This is a genomic window from Rhodoferax sp., assembly GCF_028714215.1.
Classification (GTDB): domain Bacteria; phylum Pseudomonadota; class Gammaproteobacteria; order Burkholderiales; family Burkholderiaceae_C; genus Rhodoferax.
Map to the genome: position 1 here is coordinate 1 of NZ_JAQTMS010000057.1, position 18580 is coordinate 18580.

The 18580-nt window shown below is 64.0% G+C and carries 16 protein-coding genes; 7 read left to right on the forward strand and 9 right to left on the reverse strand.

Annotated features, from left to right (window positions below):
• Positions 1–135 precede the first annotated feature (135 nt).
• From PHS32_RS19875 to gabT, 3 genes are all read right to left on the reverse strand, one after another.
• Positions 136–1527 (reverse strand): aminotransferase, encoded by a 1392-nt coding sequence (locus tag PHS32_RS19875; RefSeq protein ID WP_301080861.1) that lies wholly within the window; start codon positions 1525–1527, stop codon positions 136–138.
• 31 nt (positions 1528–1558) lie between these two features.
• Positions 1559–3037, reverse strand: a complete 1479-nt coding sequence (locus tag PHS32_RS19880; protein WP_301080862.1) for an NAD-dependent succinate-semialdehyde dehydrogenase — start codon at positions 3035–3037, stop codon at positions 1559–1561.
• Positions 3038–3146: 109 nt separating this feature from the next.
• Positions 3147–4445, reverse strand: a complete 1299-nt coding sequence (gene gabT / locus PHS32_RS19885) for a 4-aminobutyrate--2-oxoglutarate transaminase (protein ID WP_301080863.1) — start codon at positions 4443–4445, stop codon at positions 3147–3149.
• A 138-nt stretch (positions 4446–4583) separates the two neighbouring features.
• Here gabT and PHS32_RS19890 point away from each other — a divergent pair, with 138 nt between their 5' ends.
• From PHS32_RS19890 to PHS32_RS19920, 7 genes are all read left to right on the forward strand, one after another.
• Positions 4584–5978 carry a PLP-dependent aminotransferase family protein gene (locus PHS32_RS19890; protein ID WP_301080864.1) on the forward strand — a complete coding sequence of 465 codons (1395 nt, stop codon included), beginning with the start codon at positions 4584–4586 and terminating at the stop codon, positions 5976–5978.
• Positions 5979–6016: 38 nt separating this feature from the next.
• A complete protein-coding gene (gene alaS / locus PHS32_RS19895; protein ID WP_301080865.1) occupies positions 6017–8647 on the forward strand; it encodes an alanine--tRNA ligase in 2631 nt (876 codons plus the stop codon).
• A gap of 11 nt (positions 8648–8658) precedes the next feature.
• Positions 8659–9183: a TlpA disulfide reductase family protein gene (locus PHS32_RS19900; RefSeq protein WP_301080866.1), complete on the forward strand. Its 525-nt coding sequence runs from the start codon at positions 8659–8661 to the stop codon at positions 9181–9183.
• A gap of 106 nt (positions 9184–9289) precedes the next feature.
• A complete protein-coding gene (locus tag PHS32_RS19905; RefSeq protein ID WP_301080867.1) occupies positions 9290–10429 on the forward strand; it encodes a transglutaminase domain-containing protein in 1140 nt (379 codons plus the stop codon).
• Between the two features lie 6 nt (positions 10430–10435).
• Positions 10436–11299, forward strand: a complete 864-nt coding sequence (locus PHS32_RS19910; RefSeq protein WP_301080868.1) for a dienelactone hydrolase family protein — start codon at positions 10436–10438, stop codon at positions 11297–11299.
• A 140-nt stretch (positions 11300–11439) separates the two neighbouring features.
• A complete protein-coding gene (locus PHS32_RS19915) occupies positions 11440–12645 on the forward strand; it encodes an NnrS family protein (protein ID WP_301080869.1) in 1206 nt (401 codons plus the stop codon).
• Between the two features lie 8 nt (positions 12646–12653).
• Positions 12654–13166 (forward strand): SirB2 family protein, encoded by a 513-nt coding sequence (locus PHS32_RS19920; RefSeq protein WP_301080870.1) that lies wholly within the window; start codon positions 12654–12656, stop codon positions 13164–13166.
• Between the two features lie 146 nt (positions 13167–13312).
• On the opposite strand, the gene PHS32_RS19925 is transcribed toward PHS32_RS19920, so the two are convergent.
• The 6 genes from PHS32_RS19925 to PHS32_RS19950 all read right to left on the reverse strand — a co-directional run bounded on the left by PHS32_RS19925 (position 13313) and on the right by PHS32_RS19950 (position 18317).
• Positions 13313–14227 carry a pseudouridine synthase gene (locus PHS32_RS19925; protein WP_301080872.1) on the reverse strand — a complete coding sequence of 305 codons (915 nt, stop codon included), beginning with the start codon at positions 14225–14227 and terminating at the stop codon, positions 13313–13315.
• Positions 14205–14942 carry a tRNA (guanosine(46)-N7)-methyltransferase TrmB gene (gene trmB / locus PHS32_RS19930; RefSeq protein WP_301080896.1) on the reverse strand — a complete coding sequence of 246 codons (738 nt, stop codon included), beginning with the start codon at positions 14940–14942 and terminating at the stop codon, positions 14205–14207. Before trmB ends, PHS32_RS19925 begins: the two co-directional genes overlap by 23 nt.
• A gap of 105 nt (positions 14943–15047) precedes the next feature.
• Entirely contained in the window at positions 15048–15314 is a 267-nt protein-coding gene (locus PHS32_RS19935) for a hypothetical protein (RefSeq protein WP_301080873.1), read from the reverse strand.
• Between the two features lie 22 nt (positions 15315–15336).
• Positions 15337–16248 (reverse strand): tRNA glutamyl-Q(34) synthetase GluQRS, encoded by a 912-nt coding sequence (gluQRS, locus tag PHS32_RS19940; protein WP_301080875.1) that lies wholly within the window; start codon positions 16246–16248, stop codon positions 15337–15339.
• Between the two features lie 13 nt (positions 16249–16261).
• Complete coding sequence (locus tag PHS32_RS19945; RefSeq protein WP_301080877.1) at positions 16262–17341, reverse strand: FAD-dependent oxidoreductase; 1080 nt, start codon at positions 17339–17341, stop codon at positions 16262–16264.
• Between the two features lie 37 nt (positions 17342–17378).
• Entirely contained in the window at positions 17379–18317 is a 939-nt protein-coding gene (locus tag PHS32_RS19950) for a LysR substrate-binding domain-containing protein (RefSeq protein WP_301080879.1), read from the reverse strand.
• Between the last annotated feature and the right edge of the window lie 263 nt (positions 18318–18580).

The window sequence follows — 18580 nt, forward strand, 5'->3', positions numbered from 1 at the left end:
CAGGTTCAAGTCGTCTACCGCGGCGTTGCTGCTGCCCGGGTAGCGCTTGAAGACATGTTCAAACTCGATCAGTGCCATGGTGCATAAACTTTCGGAGTCTTCGTTACTATATTCGAAAAATCCGGCCGGAGCCGTTTATGTGCGCCATGTTTCGACCCAGGCCAGGGTGTCGGCCAGGGCCAGAGCGGTGCGCTCCAGCAGGGTGTCGATCTCGCTCTCGGAAATGATCAGCGGCGGTGAGAAGGCAATCACGTCGCCGATCAGCACCCGCACGATCAGCCCGTGCGCCTGCGCGCGAGCGACAAAATAGGCGCCGACGCCGCGTTTCGGGTCGAAAGGTTGGTGCGCTTTCGGGTCCGCCGCGAACTCGATGGCGCCGATCAGGCCCAGGCCGCGCACCGCGCCCACCAGCGGATGGTCCTTGAATTTTTGCAGGCCTTGCTGCAGCCTTGGAGCGACTTTTTGCACATGGTCGATGACCTTGTCGGCCTCGTAGATGCGCAAGGTTTCCAGCGCAATGGCGCAGGCCAGCGGGTGCCCGCTGTAGGTGTAGCCGTGGCCAAAGACACCGACGGCTGCGCTGGTGTCGGCAATCGTCTGGTAAATCTCGTCGGTCAGGTACAGGGCCGACATCGGCGCATAGGCCGAGGTCAGCATCTTGGCGACCGTGATCATGTCGGGCTTCAAGTCGAAGACCTGGGTCCCGAAAGCCTGTCCCAGGCGACCGAAACCGGTCACCACCTCGTCCACCAGAAACAGGATGTCGTACTTTTTCAGGATCGCCTGCACCTTGGCAAAGTAACCCTCGGGCGGGATGATGACGCCGCCAGCGGCCTGCACCGGTTCGGCGATGAAGGCGGCCACCGTGTCCGGGCCTTCGCGCAGAATGGTGTCTTCGAGTTCCTTGGCCAGCCGGTCGACGAACTGGGCCTCGGTTTCACCCGGCAGTCCGTACTGGTAGAAGTGCGGGCAACTGACGCGCACGATGCCCGGCAGCGGCAGGTCGAAGTGCTGGTGCATGGTGGCCAGCCCGGACATCGACGCCGCGGCTGCCGTGACGCCGTGGTAGCCCTTGTTGCGGGCAATGATCTTCTTCTTCAGCGGCCGGCCCTTGGCGTTGTTGTAATAGCGCACCAGCTTGAACGCGGTGTCGTTGGACTCCGACCCCGAATTGGCAAACAGGACCCGCGCCATCGGCACTGGCGCCCACTTGATCATGGCCTCCACCAGTGCCGTCACCGGCCCCGGAACCTTGCCCGAGAACGAGTGGTAGTAGGGCAGGGTGGTCATCTGGCGGTAGGCCGCGTCGGCCAGACGCTTCTCCGAGAAACCCAGCGAAGCGCACCACAGGCCGGCCATGCCTTCGATATAGGCTTTGCCGTGCTCGTCGAACACCTGCACCCCTTCGCCGCGCACAATCACCAACGGGCCGTCTTGCTCAAGCTCGCGCAGTTGTGTGTAAGGATGCAGATGGTGCCGGACGTCGCTCTGTCCGGCCAGGGAGATTTCTGCTTTCTGATGGTTCATGGAGTGCCTTGTTTTCGCCGTGGAGAATGCTTTACTTCAGGATGTCGCCGATGCACAGGTATTTGATTTCGACATAGTCGTCGATGCCGTGGTGCGAACCCTCGCGCCCCAGGCCGGACTGCTTGACGCCGCCAAACGGGACGTGCTCGGTGGCCAGGATGCCGACGTTGATGCCCACCATGCCGTATTCCAGCGCTTCGCTAACGCGGAAGATGCGGCCCACGTCGCGGCTGTAGAAATAACTGGCCAGACCGAACTCGGTGTTGTTGGCGGCGGCTATCGCCTCCTGTTCGGTCTTGAACTTGAAGACCGGTGCGAACGGGCCAAAGGTTTCCTCCTTGGCGCACAGCATGTCGGCCGTGGCATCGGCCACCACGGTGGGTTCGAAGAACTGACCCACCAGGCGCTTGCCGCCGACCAGTACGCGGCCGCCCTTGGCCACCGCATCGGCCACGTGGCGCTGTACCTTGACCAGTGCCGCTTCCTCGATCAGAGGCCCCTGGTTGACGCCTTCCTCAAAGCCGTTGCCGACCTTGGCGGTCTTGACCTTGGCGGCAAACTTGGTGACGAACTCGTCGTAGACCGCCTCCTGCACGTAGAGCCGGTTTGAGCAGACGCAGGTTTGGCCGGCGTTGCGGTATTTGCTGGCAAAAGCGCCTTCCACCGCGGAGTCGATGTCGGCATCGTCGAACACAATGAAGGGCGCGTTGCCGCCCAGTTCCAGCGACAGCTTCTTGACGGTGGGGGCCGATTGCGCCATCAGGATGCGGCCCACTTCGGTGGAACCGGTGAAGCTGATGTGGCGCACCACGTCGCTGGCGCACAGCACCTTGCCGATGGCGATGGAGTTGTCGGCGTCGGCGCTGAGGATGTTGAGCACACCGGCCGGAATGCCGGCCCGCAGCGCCAGCTCGGCCGCCGCCAGCGCGCTCAGAGGTGTCAGTTCGGCCGGCTTGATGACCACCGTGCAACCGGCCGCCAGGGCCGGTGCCACCTTGCGCGTGATCATGGCGGTGGGGAAGTTCCAGGGCGTGATGGCGGCGCAGACGCCAATCGGCTGACGCAGGATCAGCAGGCGGCGGTTGTTGTCGAACTGCGGCAGCGTCTCGCCATTGATGCGCTTGGCTTCTTCCGCAAACCACTCGACAAAACTGGCGCCATAAGCAATTTCGCCCTTGGCCTCGGGCAGCGGCTTGCCCTGCTCGGCCGTCATGATGCGCCCCAGATCGTCCTGGTTGGCCATCAGCAGATCGAACCATTTGCGCAGGATGATGCTGCGTTCCTTGGCGGTTTTGGTGCGCCAGGCCGGCCAGGCGGCGTTGGCGGCGGCGATCGCTGCTTCGGCGTCCTTGGGGCCCAGGTTCGCTACGTCGGCCAGGTGTTGGCCGGTGGCCGGATCGGTCACCGCAAAACGACTTCTGCCAGCCACCCACTGGCCGTTGATCAGGGCGTCGGTTTTCAGCAGGGTCGGGTCTTTGAGCAGCGAGAGGGGAGAAGTTTTGGTGTTCATGGCATTCATGGGTAGTGAAGGAAATAGGGGTGCAGCGCGGCGGCCGCTTGACCAGCGCGTCGGCTCGGTCAAGCGGCCAAGCATAACCAAATTGCGACCCCGCGGGAAGTCAAACCGCCTGAACCGCTGTCAACGATGCGTCAAGGATAGCCAGGCCTTCGTCGACGATGGCGTCGCTGGCGGTCAAAGGCACCAGGATGCGGATGACGTTGCCGTAAGTTCCGCACGACAACAGGATCAGGCCGCGCCGCGTCGCCTCCGCCACCAGGCGTTTGGTCAGGTCGGCGGCGGGCCGCTTCAGGTCGCCGTCCTGGCACAGCTCGATCGCCACCATGGCGCCCAGGCCGCGCACCTCGACGATGCAGCGGTTTTTGGCCGCCATGGCTTTCAGACTGGCAGTCGAGCGCAGGCCCAATTGGCGGCTGCGTTCCAGCAGCTTTTCTTTCTCGAATACATCCAGCACCGCCAGGGCGGCGGCGCACGACATCGGGCTGCCGGCATAAGTGCCGCCCAGACCACCCGGCGCCGGTCCATCCATCACCGTGGCGCGGCCCACCACGGCCGAGATCGGAAAGCCGCCGGCCATCGACTTGGCCATCGTGATCAGGTCCGGCGCGACACCGCTTTGCTCGATGGCAAACCAGCTTCCGGTGCGACCGGCACCGGTCTGGATTTCGTCGGCAATCAGCACAATGCCATGCTGGTCGCACAGCGCACGCAGGCGCTGCAGGAACTCGGGCGGCGCCACATTGAAGCCGCCTTCGCCTTGTACCGGCTCCACGATGATGGCCGCCACACGATTGGCTTCGACGTCGTTCTTGAAGATGGCCTCCACCGACGCGATTGATTCGTCGACGCTGACGCCGTGCAGTGCATCGGGAAAGCGGGCGTGGAAAATCTCGGCCGGGAACGGACCGAAACCGGTCTTGTAGGGCGCTACCTTGCCGGTCAGGCCCAGCGTCAGCAGGGTGCGGCCGTGGAAGCTGCCACTGAACGCGACCACCGCACTGCGTCCGGTGTAGGCGCGGGCGATTTTGATGGCGTTTTCGATCGCTTCCGCGCCGGTCGTCATGAACATCGTTTTTTTGGCGAAGTCGCCCGGCGCCAGCGCGTTGAGGCGTTCGGCCAATTCGACATAAGGCTCGTAAGCCAGCACCTGGAAGCAGGTGTGGGTAAAGCGATCGAGTTGCGCCTTGACGGCTGCTATCACCGCCGGATGCCGGTGCCCGGTATTGAGTACCGCAATGCCGCCGGCGAAATCGATGTAGCGCTTGCCCTCGACGTCCCATACTTCGGCATTCTCGGCGCGGGCGATGAAAACTTCGTGGCTCTGGCCGACACCGCGCGGCAGCGCGGCCTGGCGCCGGGTCATCAATAAGGTGTTGGTCAAATCGGGCTCGCGTTGCATGGCACTCCAGAAGGTGGTTTTTAAACTGCTGCAAATGTAGGCCCGGGCCGCGCCCGCTACCATATACAGATCGCCCCATTTTTCAGGTGTACTGTGCAGGGGGCTGCACCGGTACAGAAAAACCCTTAGGTCCTGCTTTTGTTTTCGCTCAATCTTCAAAGTTCGACACCCCTGGTCTTGCAGATCGTGGAAGGCTTTCGTCTCCTGATCGAGCAGGGTGCCATGCGGCCCGGCTCGAAAGCGCCGTCCATCCGCCAGTTCGCGCACGCCCACAAGGTCAGCGTCTTTACCGTGGTCGACGCCTATGACCGGCTGGTGGCGCAGGGCTATTTCGCGTCGCGCCCGCATTCCGGATTTTTTGTCAAGCAGCGGCCGCTGCATGATGCCGGGGTGCCGGCGCACGGCCCCAATTTCAGCTTCGACTCGATGTGGTATTTGCGCCGGTCTTTTGAGAATCGGGCCCTGCCCATGAAACCGGGTTGCGGCTGGTTGCCGGGCGACTGGCTGTTTCAGGAGGGCGTGCGGCGCGGCCTGCGCACGCTGGCCGCCGAGAATGCGGACCTGGGTGGCTACGGCGAGCCCAAGGGCTACCCGCCGCTGCGTCTGTTGCTGCGTGATCTGCTGGCCGAGCAGGAAATTGCCGTCAACACGGAGCAGGTGTTGCTGACCCAGGGCTCGAGCCAGGCGATGGACCTGGTGGCGCGGCGCCTGGTGCGCGCGGGGGATGCCGTGCTGGTGGACGACCCCGGTTACCCGAATCAGTTGTTTTCGCTGCGCTTTCTGGGTGCGCGCCTGATTGGCGTGCCGCGCAGCACGGCCGGTTACGACCTGGTGGCACTGGAGCGCCTGGTGCTGGAACATCAACCGAAGGTCTTTTTCACCCAGCCGCGGCTGCAAAGTCCCACCGGTTCGGTGGCGCCACTGGCGCATCTGCACCGCGTCATGCAACTGGCCGAAAAACATGATTTTCTGGTGGTGGAGAACGACATTTACGTCGATCTGGACCCGGAGCCCCGGCCCTCGCTGGCCAGCCTGGACCAGTTGCGCCGGGTCATCTACATCAGCAGTTATTCGAAGACCATTTCGCCCAACATCCGGGTCGGCTACCTGGCCGCCAGTCCGGAACTGGCGGAGGATCTGGCGCAGCTCAAGATGCTCTCCGGTCTGACCTCGTCCGAGTTCAGCGAGCGCCTGGCTTATGGCGCGCTGACCGATGGGCGCTGGCGCAAACACCTCAAGGGCCTGCGCGAGCGGCTGGCGAAAGCGCACGAGGACGTCGCGGCACGCTTGTTGAAGCTTGGTTTCGTGATTTTCACGGAACCCAAGGCGGGCCTGTTTCTGTGGGCCAGGCACCCCGGCATCGCCAGCGCCGCCGAGTTGGCCTACAAGGCCGCCGAACACGACATCCTGCTGGGACCCGGCCACCTGTTCAGCCCCGAACTGACGCCCAGTCCCTGGCTCCGGTTCAACGTTGCTTTTTGCGAGGAAGCCGCGCTCTTTGCCTTCCTGGAGAGTCATCGTCTGGCGGCTTGATGACTTAAAATTGAAGGTTCAACCATTCGCCTCGTTCCATGAATTCACCTGTTACCCCTGCTAGCGTTGCCGACATTCGCAAGATATTCCTCGACTTCTTCGAGTCCAAGGGGCACACCGTGGTTCCCTCCAGCCCGCTGGTGCCGGGCAACGACCCGACCCTGATGTTCACCAACTCGGGCATGGTGCAGTTCAAGGACGTGTTTCTGGGCACCGACAAGCGCTCCTACGTGCGCGCCGCCTCGGTGCAAGCCTGCCTGCGCGCCGGCGGCAAGCACAACGACCTGGAAAACGTGGGCTACACGGCGCGCCATCACACCTTCTTCGAGATGCTGGGCAACTGGAGTTTTGGCGACTACTTCAAGCGCGACTCGCTCAAGTGGGGCTGGGAACTGCTGACCCAGGTCTACCAGCTGCCGGCCGACAAGCTGTGGGCCACGGTCTATATCGACGACGACGAGGCCTACGAGATCTGGACCCAGGAGATTGGCCTGCCTCCCGAGCGCGTGATCCGCATCGGCGACAACAAGGGCGCCAAATACGCCTCCGACAACTTCTGGATGATGGCCGACACCGGCCCCTGCGGCCCCTGCAGCGAAATTTTCTACGACCACGGACCTGAAATCCCGGGCGGCCCGCCCGGCAGCCCGGATGCCGACGGCGACCGCTACATCGAAATCTGGAACCACGTGTTCATGCAGTTCGACATGCAGACCGACGGTTCCGTCAAACCGCTGCCGGCTCCCTGCGTCGATACCGGCATGGGGCTGGAGCGCCTGGCCGCCATCCTGCAGCATGTGCACAGCAACTACGAAATCGACATCTTCGACGCGCTGATCAAGGCCGCCGCGCGCGAGACCGGTTGCACCGATCTGGACAACAAGAGCTTGCGCGTGATCGCCGACCATATCCGTGCCACCGCCTTCCTGGTCAGCGACGGCGTCAACCCGTCCAACGAAGGGCGCGGCTACGTGCAGCGGCGCATCATCCGGCGCGCCATCCGGCACGGCTACAAGCTGGGCCAGAAGACGCCGTTCTTCCACAAACTGGTACCCGACCTGGTGGCCTTGATGGGGGCGGCCTATCCCAATCTGGCGGCGCAGCAGCAACGCATCGTTGAGGTGCTGAAAGCGGAAGAAGAGCGCTTTTTCGAGACGCTGGAAGTGGGTATGCAGATTCTGGACGCGGCGCTGGAAGGTGGTGTCAAAGTGCTGCCGGGCGAGGTCGCCTTCAAGCTGCACGACACCTTTGGCTTTCCACTGGATCTGTCGGCCGACGTCTGCCGCGAGCGCGGTGTCGACGTGGACGAGGCCGGCTTTCACGCCGCCATGGAAAAACAGAAGGCCCAGGGTCGTGCCGCGGGCAAGTTCAAGATGGACCGGGCGCTGGACTACAGCGGTGACGGCAATGAATTTGTCGGCTACGAGAGCCTGACGCAAATCAGCAAAGTCGTCGCGCTGTATGTCGATGGCGTAGCTGCTGCGACGCTTGCCGCCGGGCAGGCCGGCGTGTTGGTGCTGGACAGCACGCCGTTCTACAGCGAGAGCGGCGGCCAGGTCGGCGACCAAGGCGCCATCTTCTGCGACAGCGCGTTGTTCGAGGTGGCAGACACGCAAAAAATCAAGGCCGATGTGTTTGGCCATCACGGTGTGCTGAAGACCGGCACGCTCAAGGTCGGCGATGCCGTGACGGCGCATGTCGACGCCGCGTTGCGCGCCGCCACCCAGCGCAACCACAGCGTGACCCATTTGATGCACAAGGCCTTGCGCGAAGTGCTGGGCCAGCATGTGCAGCAAAAAGGCTCTCTGGTCAACGCTGAGCGCACCCGTTTCGACTTTGCCCACAACGCGCCGGTGAGCGACCACGAGATTCGCGAGATCGAAGCGCGCGTCAATGCCGAGATTCTGAGCAACGCCGCCACGCAGGCGCGCGTGATGGACATTGAATCGGCCCAGAAAACGGGCGCCATGATGCTGTTCGGCGAGAAGTACGGCGAGTCGGTGCGCGTGATGGACATCGGTGACAGCCGCGAACTGTGCGGCGGCACCCACGTGCAGCGCACCGGCGACATCGGTCTGTTCAAGGTGCTGGCCGAGAGCGGCGTCGCTTCCGGCGTGCGCCGCATCGAGGCCGTCACCGGGCACAACGCGCTGGCCTATTTGCAGGATCTGGAGACCACGGTAACGCAGGTGGCGGGCAGCCTGAAGGCACCGCTGCCTGAGATCAATGAGCGCGTCGGCCATGTGCTGGAGCATGTCAAGGCGCTGGAGAAAGAGATTGCCGCGCTGAAGGGCAAACTGGCCTCCGCCCAGGGCGATGAGCTGGTAGCCCAGGCGGTGGAGGTCAAGGGCATCAAAGTGCTGGCGGCCCGGCTGGAAGGCGCCGACACCAAGACCTTGCGCGACACCATGGACAAGCTCAAGGACAAGCTCAAGACGGCGGTGATCGTGCTGGCGGTGGTCGACGGCGACAAGGTGCAGCTGGCGGCGGGCGTCACCTTTGATAGCGTTGGCAAAGTCAAGGCCGGCGAATTGGTCAACTTCTGTGCTGCCCAGGTCGGCGGCAAGGGCGGCGGCAAGGCCGACATGGCGATGGCCGGCGGCACCGAGCCGGCCAAACTGGCGGCAGCGCTGGCCAGCGTGCTGGGCTGGGTCTCCGCCAAGCTTTGAACTGCCGTCGCTTGCGCGTTGCGCTGTGCCTTGCCTGCGCGGCGCTGGCGGCGAGCCCCGGGGTGCAAGCCCAGGGCTATGAAGTTGTGCCCTGGAGCGCACACAAACCCGTTCCCTCACTGCAAGCGACCGATCTCAACGGTCAGGTCTGGCGCCTGAAGGACCTGCGCGGCAAGGCGGTGTTGATCAATTTCTGGGCCAGTTGGTGTGAGCCCTGTCGGGCCGAAATGCCTTCCCTGCAAGCCTTGGCGCAAAGCCTTGGCCCGGAAAAATTGCGGGTGCTGGCGGTCAATTTCAAGGAGTCCGAGGGCACTGTCCGGCGCTATGCCCAGCGCAATGAGCTGCGCTTGCCGATACTGCCGGACCCGGCCGGGTTGCTGGCGCGCCAGTGGGGTGTCCGGCTGTTTCCCTCCACCGTGCTGATCTCCGCCGACGGCCGGGTGCGTGGCGTGCTGCGCGGTGAGTTGGACTGGTCGGGCGCCGAGGCCGCCAGCCTGCTTGCGTCTTTGCTGGCGCCGCCGCCCGGGCAGCGATAATCGCCGGGCCGGACCGGGCTTGCCCGCGTTCGCTTGAGCCAGTTTCGGGGTATCTTGACCTACGCCGACTGCGCCCGTTTTTTTACCTTTTTCCGGAGTTCTCTTGATGACCACCGTTCACGCCTTCGCGCGTCCTGTCGCGCGCCGCAATTTTCTCAAGACCACGGCGCTGGCCGCTGCCACTGCGGCCCTGCCGACTGTCAATTTCGCCCAATCCGCGATTGCCGCCGAGCGCCAGTTCAACCCCCAGCCTGGCAACTGGCGCACCTTCGAGGTGACGACCCGGGTCGACATCGCCAAGCCGCAAGGCGTGACCCGGGTCTGGCTGCCGGTACCCAGCGTCAACAGCGAATGGCAACAGTCCCTGGGCAACAACTTTGCCAGCAATGGCAAGGCCCAGTTGACAGCCGATGAGCAGCAGGGCGTGCGCATGCTTTACGTCGAGTTTGCCGCCAACGAGGCGAAACCTTTTATCGAATTGAGCAGCCTGATCCGGACCCAAAACCGTGCCCTCGACGGCGCGAAGCGGCAAGACGTCAATGAAGACGCGGCCACGCTCCAATACTGGACCCGATCCACCAGCCTGCTACCGACCGACGGCATCGTGCGCCAGACCGCGCTGGAGGCCATTCGCGGCGCCCACGGCGACGCTGAAAAAGCGCAAAAACTGTACGACTGGATCGTCACCAACACCTTCCGCGAACCCAAGGTGCGCGGCTGCGGCGAGGGCGATATCAAGAGCATGCTGGAAACCGGCAATCTGGGCGGCAAGTGTGCCGATCTGAATGCCTTGTTTGTCGGCCTGTGCCGCTCGGTCGGCCTGCCGGCACGCGACGTCTATGGCCTGCGCGTAGCGCCCAGCGCCTTCGGCTACAAGGAACTGGGTGGCAACCCGGCCAGCCTGAAGGGCGCGCAACACTGCCGTGCCGAGGTGTTCCTGAAAGGCCGGGGCTGGGTCGGCATGGACCCGGCCGATGTCGCCAAGGTGATGCGCCAGGAAACGCCCCAGTGGATCAAGTCAGCTGCCAATGCGATCGTGGCGCCGGTCAACAAGAGCTTGTTTGGCGGTTGGGAAGGCAACTGGATGGCTTTCAACACCGCGCACGATGTCAAGCTGCCGCACGCCAAAAGCCCCAGGCTGGGCTTCCTGATGTACCCGACGGCGGAGAACGCCGCCGGCCGGCTCGACTCCTACGCGCCCGATGACTTCAAGTACCAGATCAGTGCCAGGGAAATCCGGGCCTGACGCAGCATGTTGCAGCGGACCTGGGTGATGCCCATGCTCAAGCTGGTGTTGGCGCTTGCCATGGGAAGCGACGGGGTGTCAGCGCTGGGCGCACTACCGGAGCCGGTCGGCTTTGCCAGTCTGGATGGCACGCCACTCAAAGCCTGGGTTTTTCGGCCGACAGACCAACCCGCGGGCACTGTGGTGGCATTGCATGGCTGCGGTGGTTTGTACGCTACCTCGGGGGCGCGCCGGGGGCAGCTCAATGCCCGCCATCAAGCCCTGGCCGACCTGCTGCTGGCGCAGGGCTACGCGGTCGTGTTTCCGGACAGCCTGAGCCCGCGTGGCGTGGCCCAGTTGTGCAGGCAAAGAATCGGTGATCGCGCCATCACGCAGACACAGCGCCGCCATGACGCGCTGGCTACTTTGAACTGGGTCGCTGCGCAACCGTGGGCCAGTGCTTCCAAAATCGCGCTGCTGGGTTGGTCGCATGGCGGCAGCGCCGTGCTGTCGGCGACCGATGCCGGGCAGCGGGAAGTCGCCGCCCAGGCGGTCAAGGCCGGTGTCGCCATTGCTTTCTACCCGGGCTGCGGCGCGGCGCGCAAGGCCGGCTATCGGCCCAACACCCGGCTGCTGATGTTGCTGGGCGCTCTTGACGACTGGACACCGCCGGGACCCTGCGTTGAACTTGGTCAGACCGTCGGTGCGGAAGTTCATGTCTACCCCGACAGCTACCACGATTTCGACAACCCGGTCGGGTCGGTCAAGCTGCTGGCCGGCATACCTAACGGCGTCCACCCCGGTCAAGGTGTGCATGCCGGGCCCAATGAGCAAGCGCGGGAGCAGGCTTATGCGCGCGTGCTTGAGCTGCTGCGCGCCGCCTTTGATTGAGTTTTCATCTTCGGCTTTACTGGAATGCACCCTTTCGCCAGTGCGGATGTTGACCGCAGGCACGACATGCGACAGCGTATTTAAGATTCATGTAAAATGAATGTTATTAAATTCCTTGACGCCTGTGTCATCTCACCCGCATGAAACTCGATTCCCTGCCAATCTTCACTGCGGCCCAGGCGGCCGCTCCGCCGCCCCGGGGCATTCCTTTGTTGCGGTTGGGCTTTCGGCCGTTCTACATCGGGGGTGCGCTGCTGGCCGCTTTGGCCGTGCCGCTGTGGATTGCCATGTTTCTGGGGCAGTTGCAGTGGACGCCCAATGCGCCGGCGCTGCTGTGGCATGCGCATGAGATGTTGTTTGGTTTCGCGGTGGCCATCATCGTGGGCTTTCTGTTGACGGCCGGCAAGGCCTGGACCGGGCTGGCAACACCGCGCGGTCCGGCGCTGGGTGCCCTGGCCTTGCTGTGGCTGGCGGCGCGCTTTGCCTCCGTGGCAGGGCCTTACGCGCTGTATGCGCTGCTGGACCTGGCGCTGCTGCCGCTGGTGGCGGCCATTCTGGTCAATCTGCTGCTGCGCGCGCGCAATCATCGCAATCTGCCGCTGGCCTTGCTGCTGGCCCTGCTGGCCGGCGCCAATCTGCTGTTTCACCTGGCGCTGCTGCAAGTGGTTCCAGTGTCGGTCCTGACACCTTTGCACGCCGCTCTGGCGCTGATCGTGCTGATCGAATGTGTGATGGCCGGGCGCGTCATTCCGGCTTTCACTATGGCGGTGACGCCGGGCTTGAAACTTAGCGCTACGGCAGGCCTTGAGCGGTTGACGCTGGGCGCCACCGGACTCGGCTTGACGCTCTGGGTATTTGCAGCGCCGGGCCTGCTGACGCTGGCGCTGCTGGCGCTGGCCAGTGTCCTGCATGTGAAACGCTTGTGGGCTTGGCGCCCAGGCGTCACGGGAAAGCGGCCGATCCTGTGGATTCTGCACGCCGCCTACGCCTGGATTCCGATTGGGCTGGCATTGCTGGCGCTGGCCCAGATCGGTGTCGTGCCGGTCTCGGCCGGCATCCACGCGCTGGCGGTAGGCGCCACCGGTGGCCTCGTCATCGGCATGATCACCCGCACCGCGCGCGGCCATACCGGCCGACTGTTACAGGTGTCCAGACTTGAAGTGCTGGCCTATGGTCTGGTGCTGGGCGCCGCCGTGCTGCGCGTGCTGCTGCCGCTGCTGGCACCCGGATGGCTGGCGGTTTGGCTGATCGCCGCGGCGGCGGCCTGGAGCGTGGCGTTCTTGCTTTACCTCTGGGTTTTCACGCCCTGGTTGCTGCGCACGCGGCTCGACGGCAAGGACGGCTGAGGGCAAGCATGGACTTCGCCGCATTGGATTACCTTTTTGTCAAAACCGTGCATGTCACCTGTGTCGTGCTCAGCATCAGTCTGTTTGCGCTGCGCGGTACGCTGCAGTTGCAGTCCAGGCCATGGCGCCAGTGGCGCCTGCTGCGCGTGGCGCCGCACTTGGTCGACACCCTGCTACTGAGTTCCGCCTTGTGGCTGGCCTGGCGCAGCGCGCAATACCCTTTTGAGCAAAGCTGGTTGACCGCCAAGGTGCTGGCCTTGTTGCTCTACATCGTGCTGGGCCACTATGCCTTGGGCAAGCACACGCCCCAAGCGCGGCGTCCGCTGTTCTTTATGGCGGCGCTGCTTAGCGTGGCTTACATCGTTGGCGTGGCACTCACGCGTTCACCAACTTGGCAGCTGTCCACTCAAGCTTTGGGTGCCGGTACCGTGCTCGGTTCGGTGTCCGGCAGTGCCGGCTCGAACGGTGCCGGTTCGGGCGGGGCGGGTGGTGTGCCGGGGTCCTGGTCCGGGGGCGTCTGAAACGGCACCGGCGGCAATTCCGGCGGTATCGGTTGCCCGCTGATGGCGCTGACCTGTCGGTTCGAAGTATTCATTCTGAGTGCACTGTAGAAGTCCAGGGGGCTTGCAGTTTGACAATTCTCAAGTTGCGCGGCGTGCTGGCGGCTTCAAACCCCATTGAGTCGGCGCCGACTCTCGAAATACCGTTGCTCACCACTGACCGGATCGACAAACGAGATTGATTTGGCCAGCAATTGCAAGGGGTTCCGGTAATCGATTTGCCCCTCAGGCGTGAGCGTCGGGTAGAGGCCATCGCCGACGATCGGCAGGCCCAGTGCCGCCATGTGGACGCGCAACTGGTGGCGTTTGCCGGTCACGGGGGTCAACGCGTAGCGGGCCAGCGCGCCTTGCACCTCCAGCACGGCCACCCGCGTGATGGCGTTGACCGGGCCGCTGACCTCATGTTGCAGCATGAAGTGGTGGGCCTCGACAATCCGGCTCTCCCGCGTCAATGGCAACGCCAGGTCGTCGCGCCAGGGGGCGATCGCTTCGTAGTTCTTCTTCACCTGGCGCTGGCTGAACAAGGCGTGGTAGCGGGCACGGCTGTCGGGTCGCACCGAAAACAACACCAGGCCGGCGGTGTCGCGGTCAATGCGGTGGATGGGCGTCAGCGCGGCCAGGCCCAGCTTCTGCTTGAGCCGCAGCAGCAGGGTTTCCTGCAGATAGTTGCCCGATGGCACGACCGGCAAGAAATGCGGCTTGTCGACCACCACCAGATGCTCGTCCTGGAACAGCACCTCCTCGTCAAACGGGATGCGCGGCTCCGTCGCCACGGCGCGGTAGTAGTAGACGCGTATATGGCCTTGGTAGGGTCGCTGCGGCGTGACCGCCACGCCCAGCTCATCGATCACCAGACCCTGCGCCATGCGCTGTTGCCAGACATCCTGCGGGATGGCGGGGAAGCGTTGGGCAAAGAAGGCCAGCATGGTCGGCCAGGGTCCGGCCGGCAAGCCGACGCAACTAGGCCCGACAGCGCCGCGGGCCGCCGGTTTGAAAGGGCTAGATGCGCTCAAACACGACATCCCAGACGCCGTGGCCGAGCTTGATGCCGCGGTTCTCGAATTTGGTCAGTGGCCGGTAATACGGCTTCGGTGCGTAACCGGCCAGTTCCGGATGGGTTTGCGCCGCGGTGTTTTTGAGCAAGGGTTCGGCGCTCAGCACTTCCAGCATTTGCTCTGCATAGGGTTGCCAGTCGGTGGCGCAATGCAGGTAGCCGCCGACCTTGAGGCGGGCCGCCAGCTTGGCAATCAGAGGGCTTTGGATCAGGCGGCGTTTGTTGTGCCTCTTCTTGTGCCAGGGGTCGGGAAAGAAGATGTGCACGCCGCTCAGGCTTTGCAGCGGCAGCATGTGGTCTATGACTTCGACCGCGTCATGCGCCACGATGCGGACGTTGCGCAGGCCTTGCTCGCCGATGCGCTTGAGCAGGGCACCGACGCCGGGTTGGTGCACCTCGCAGCAGAGAAAGTTTTTCTCCGGCAGCAGCGCCGCAATGTGCGCCGTGGCCTCGCCCATGCCAAAGCCGATCTCAAGAATGACGGGCCGATTCACGGCCTCAACCTGTCCGGGGTCCGCGACGGCACTCGAGAAGGCAGCGGAAAAATCAAGGAGCTCTGTCTGGTAAGGTAATAAAAACTGCGGACCGATGTCCGCGACCGCCTTGGCCTGGCCCGTGGTGGTGCGGCCGGCACGGCGCACGAAGCTCTTGATTTCTTTCGGATAAGCCACGCCCTCGGGCAAACAGCCTTTGACGCGGCGGCTGGGCGCGGCGGCCGGCGTAGCGGCGGCGCAGGATTGGGTTGGATCGGTCACGGAGCAGGATTCCAGAGATTGGAAATTGATGAGTTATTGATTATCCGACCGGATGCCCAATCTCTGGCGGATGGTTCGCCCCGGGAGCGCGATATTTCGCTCGACCCAGGTTCTGAACCTGAGCGCGGTCGCCTGCTTCTTCTGGCCCAGATGGATGACCAGCGCGTCGTCGCGAATATGCGTTTCGGCCGGTTCCCCCATGCTTTTCAATCGACCTGGATAGGTCTGCGCGAGTGCCCGTTCAGTGGCCGTGACGCCCAGCACCTTGTGCACGTCGGCCAGGCTGATCCAGCGCTTCATGGGCGGCGCGGGTAACGAGCGGTCAGAAGGAAATCGCAGGGCTCGTTTTCCAGGCCCTGACCCAATCGTGCAGGGCGGCACTCAGGGTACCGGTCTTCTCCGGCAGGCCCAATACATCGGCGGCACGATTGAGTGCGCTCAGAGGATCGCTGGTGTCGACCGGTTGTGCGCCGTTCTGCTTGGACAGTTTCTCACGGTTGGCGCCCAGCACCAGCGGCGTGTGCAGGTAGCGCGGTGTCGGCAGGCCCAGGCGTTGTTGCAGCAGGATTTGGCGCGCCGTGTTGTCGACCAGATCCTCACCGCGCACCACGTCGGTGATGCCTTGCGCCGCGTCATCCAGTACCACTGCCAGCTGGTAGCTGAAGCAGCCGTCGGCGCGCTTGAGTACAAAGTCGCCGACCTCGGCCTCCACATCCTGTTGCTGGGCACCCAGGCGGCGGTCCATCCAATGAAGGGTCGGGCTGGCATCGGTGCGCAGTCGCCATGCCACAGCGCGCTGGCCGCCGGCGCCGGTTGCGTCGGAGCGGTTGGTCAGGCCGTTGCGGCAACTGCCCGGATAAACCAGTTCCGCGTGCCGCGGGTGATCCTGGCCAAGGCGGGCCAGCGCGGCCTCGATGTCTTTGCGCGAGCAGTTGCAGGGATAGGCCAGGGAGCGTGCCACCAGCTGCTCCAGCGCCTGTTGGTAAAGCCCGCTGCGTTGCGATTGCCACACGGGTGCTGCGTCGGCGTGCAGACCGCACTCGCTCAATTGTTGCAGGATGATGCGGTCCATTCCCGCTACGCAGCGCGCGGTGTCTACGTCTTCCAGGCGCACCAGCCATTGGCCGGCATGGGCCCTGGCGTCGAGCCAACTGGCCAGCGCTGCCACCAGCGAGCCGGCATGCAGCGGCCCGGTCGGGGAGGGGGCAAAGCGACCTCTGTACCTTGCTCCCACGCTTATCACCCCATCACGCTACCGTCAGTGCAAGCTCCAGGCCGGAGACAAATGCGTCTTCCACGCGGTGCCCAAGGCACCAGTCGCCGCAGACGCCGATGCCGCTTTTGGCATCCCACAGATGGGATTTTCCCAGGGGCTGGGTGGTTTGGGCATGGCGCCAGCGCCGGCTATCGACGTAGGCCGGCTCGGCCCGGATACCGGTGATTTCCGAGAACGCCTTGAGCAGCTTGGCCTGCACCCGCGGGGCCTCGTCTTCCAGATGCTCTTGCGACCAGGCGGCGCTGGCTTGCACGGTCCAGCGCTCCACCGCGCCGCGCCCCGGTTTGCTGGATTCGCGTGCCAGCCAGGCAATCCGGTGGTGCGTGCTGCGGGCTGCATTCCATTGCGGTCCCAGCGCCGAGAGATCCGGTTGCATGGCTTGTGGAAAAGCCAGCATCAGGGTCCAACAGGGGGCCACCTGCACCCGGTCGATTTGCTGCGCCAGCCCGTCGGCTTGCTGCGACGTATTGAGCAGCAGACGCGCTTGTTCGGCGGGGATCGCCAGCAGCACCGCATCGAAACCGGAATACACGTGCTGGGCGCCGCCGGGACCCTCGGTATGCAGCTGCCACTGGTGCGGGTTGAGGGCGTCGCGGTCCAATTGTCTGACCCGGGTTTCGAGTTCGACCCGGTGCTGCTCCAGCAGCGGCAGTGCCCAGTGACCGAGCAGGGCATTCATGGTCGGTGTCGGCACCCAGTGCGCTTCCTGCGCCGGCAAGCCGGCGGCTGTTACCTGACCATGCTCGTCGAGCACGCGCACCGTGTTGGCACTCCAGGGTTTGCACAGGCCAGGCACTGTTTGCAGCGCTCGCGCAAAGCGGGCGTCGCGCACGGTGAAATACTGGGTGCCATGGTCGAAGCTGCCGAATGCGCTGCTGCGCGTCGCCATGCGCCCGCCAACGCCCCGGCTTTTCTCAAACAGGGTCACGCTGTGGCCCGCTTGCACCAGGGTACGGGCGCAGGCGACGCCCGCCATGCCGGAGCCGATGATGGCAATGTGCTTGGATTGGGGTTCCGATTTGGCTTTGCTTTTGGATGTGGATGAGATCATGAACGTTAACTCCAAGCGTTGTTGTATGGGTTGCACTTTACACGCCTCGGTGCCGCTCCAGTAAAGCGGAGCGGGTGGCCGGACTTTCAAGCTGGGCCAGCCACCACTTGAGAGCCCGGCCATGGTCCGTCTTGGCGATGCTGCGCCAGGCATAGTTGACCCGCACAATGCGCTCCGGGCGTTCCATCCGTTTCACCACCAGGCAACCGGTTTCAATGTAGGCGCGGGCCATGCATTCGGGTACGAAGCCGCTGCCCAGGCCACGCAACTGCGCGTCCAGCTTGTCCGTCATGGTGGCCACCGTAAAAACGTCTTGTCCGCCCAGCAAACCAAAAGTCATGCCGCCGCCGCGGCTGATCGTGTCGGCCACCGCCACGGCCCGGTGTTGCCGGATCAATTCGTCTGTCAGCGGCTCGGGTGCACCGGCCAGCGGGTGATGCGGCGCTACCGCGTAAACAAAACTCACATCGCCCAGCGGCTTGCCGTGAATGCCGGCCTGGGTGCTTGAGTCAGCCACACCCAGCGCCAGATCGGCCTGGCCCGCGATCAGTACCGCCAGCGTGCCGGACAGGGTTTCGTCGCGCAGCTTGATGCGGGTCGGCGGATTGAGTGCGAAAAAACTCTCGCACAACTCCATTACCGTGGCCTTGGCGATGATGCTGTCGACGGCGATCGTCAACTGCGGCTCCCAGCCGGTGGCGACGCGCTTGACCCGGTTCGCCACCGCATCGATGTCATCCAGCAAGCGGGCTGCCTCGCGCAGCAACTCGGCGCCGGCTTCGGTCAGGCGGGCTTGGCGCGAGCTGCGGTCGAACAGCAGCACGTCCAGCGCGTCTTCGATCTGGCGCACCCGGTAAGTCAGGGCGCTGGGCACCAGATCCAGGTTGCGCGCAGCGGCGGCAAAACTGCCGCTGGCAGCGATGGTCTGCAGCATGGCAAGGGCGTCCGGCGTCAAGGCATCGCGGGCAGTTGGCATGGGCTTCTCCGTAGGGTGCCGACTTGACTTGAGGGTCAGCCGGCGATCACTAAAGCTTGATTTTGATTCGAATTATTTGAATGATGCCATCAAATGCCATGGATTGCCGAAGTCCCCGGTACACCTAAAGTTCTCACCAGCGGCAGGGACAGTTCTGAACACCGGTCCCGCACAAATGGTTGGGGACAGAGCTAAAGGTCTGCCCCGCAAGCACAAACGGTTGAGGACAGAGCTAAAGGTCTGTCCCGCAAGGTGGTAAAGGA

Excerpts from the sequence above, each read along its gene's own strand:
- PHS32_RS19875 (WP_301080861.1), bottom strand. The coding sequence starts at position 1,527 with ATGAACCATCAGAAAGCAGAAATCTCCCTGGCCGGACAGAGCGACGTC.
- PHS32_RS19880 (WP_301080862.1), bottom strand. The coding sequence starts at position 3,037 with ATGAACACCAAAACTTCTCCCCTCTCGCTGCTCAAAGACCCGACCCTG.
- gabT (WP_301080863.1), bottom strand. The coding sequence starts at position 4,445 with ATGCAACGCGAGCCCGATTTGACCAACACCTTATTGATGACCCGGCGC.
- alaS (WP_301080865.1), top strand. The coding sequence starts at position 6,017 with ATGAATTCACCTGTTACCCCTGCTAGCGTTGCCGACATTCGCAAGATA.
- PHS32_RS19905 (WP_301080867.1), top strand. The coding sequence starts at position 9,290 with ATGACCACCGTTCACGCCTTCGCGCGTCCTGTCGCGCGCCGCAATTTT.
- PHS32_RS19910 (WP_301080868.1), top strand. The coding sequence starts at position 10,436 with ATGTTGCAGCGGACCTGGGTGATGCCCATGCTCAAGCTGGTGTTGGCG.
- PHS32_RS19915 (WP_301080869.1), top strand. The coding sequence starts at position 11,440 with ATGAAACTCGATTCCCTGCCAATCTTCACTGCGGCCCAGGCGGCCGCT.
- PHS32_RS19920 (WP_301080870.1), top strand. The coding sequence starts at position 12,654 with ATGGACTTCGCCGCATTGGATTACCTTTTTGTCAAAACCGTGCATGTC.
- PHS32_RS19925 (WP_301080872.1), bottom strand. The coding sequence starts at position 14,227 with ATGTCGTGTTTGAGCGCATCTAGCCCTTTCAAACCGGCGGCCCGCGGC.
- PHS32_RS19935 (WP_301080873.1), bottom strand. The coding sequence starts at position 15,314 with ATGAAGCGCTGGATCAGCCTGGCCGACGTGCACAAGGTGCTGGGCGTC.
- PHS32_RS19945 (WP_301080877.1), bottom strand. The coding sequence starts at position 17,341 with ATGATCTCATCCACATCCAAAAGCAAAGCCAAATCGGAACCCCAATCC.
- PHS32_RS19950 (WP_301080879.1), bottom strand. The coding sequence starts at position 18,317 with ATGCCAACTGCCCGCGATGCCTTGACGCCGGACGCCCTTGCCATGCTG.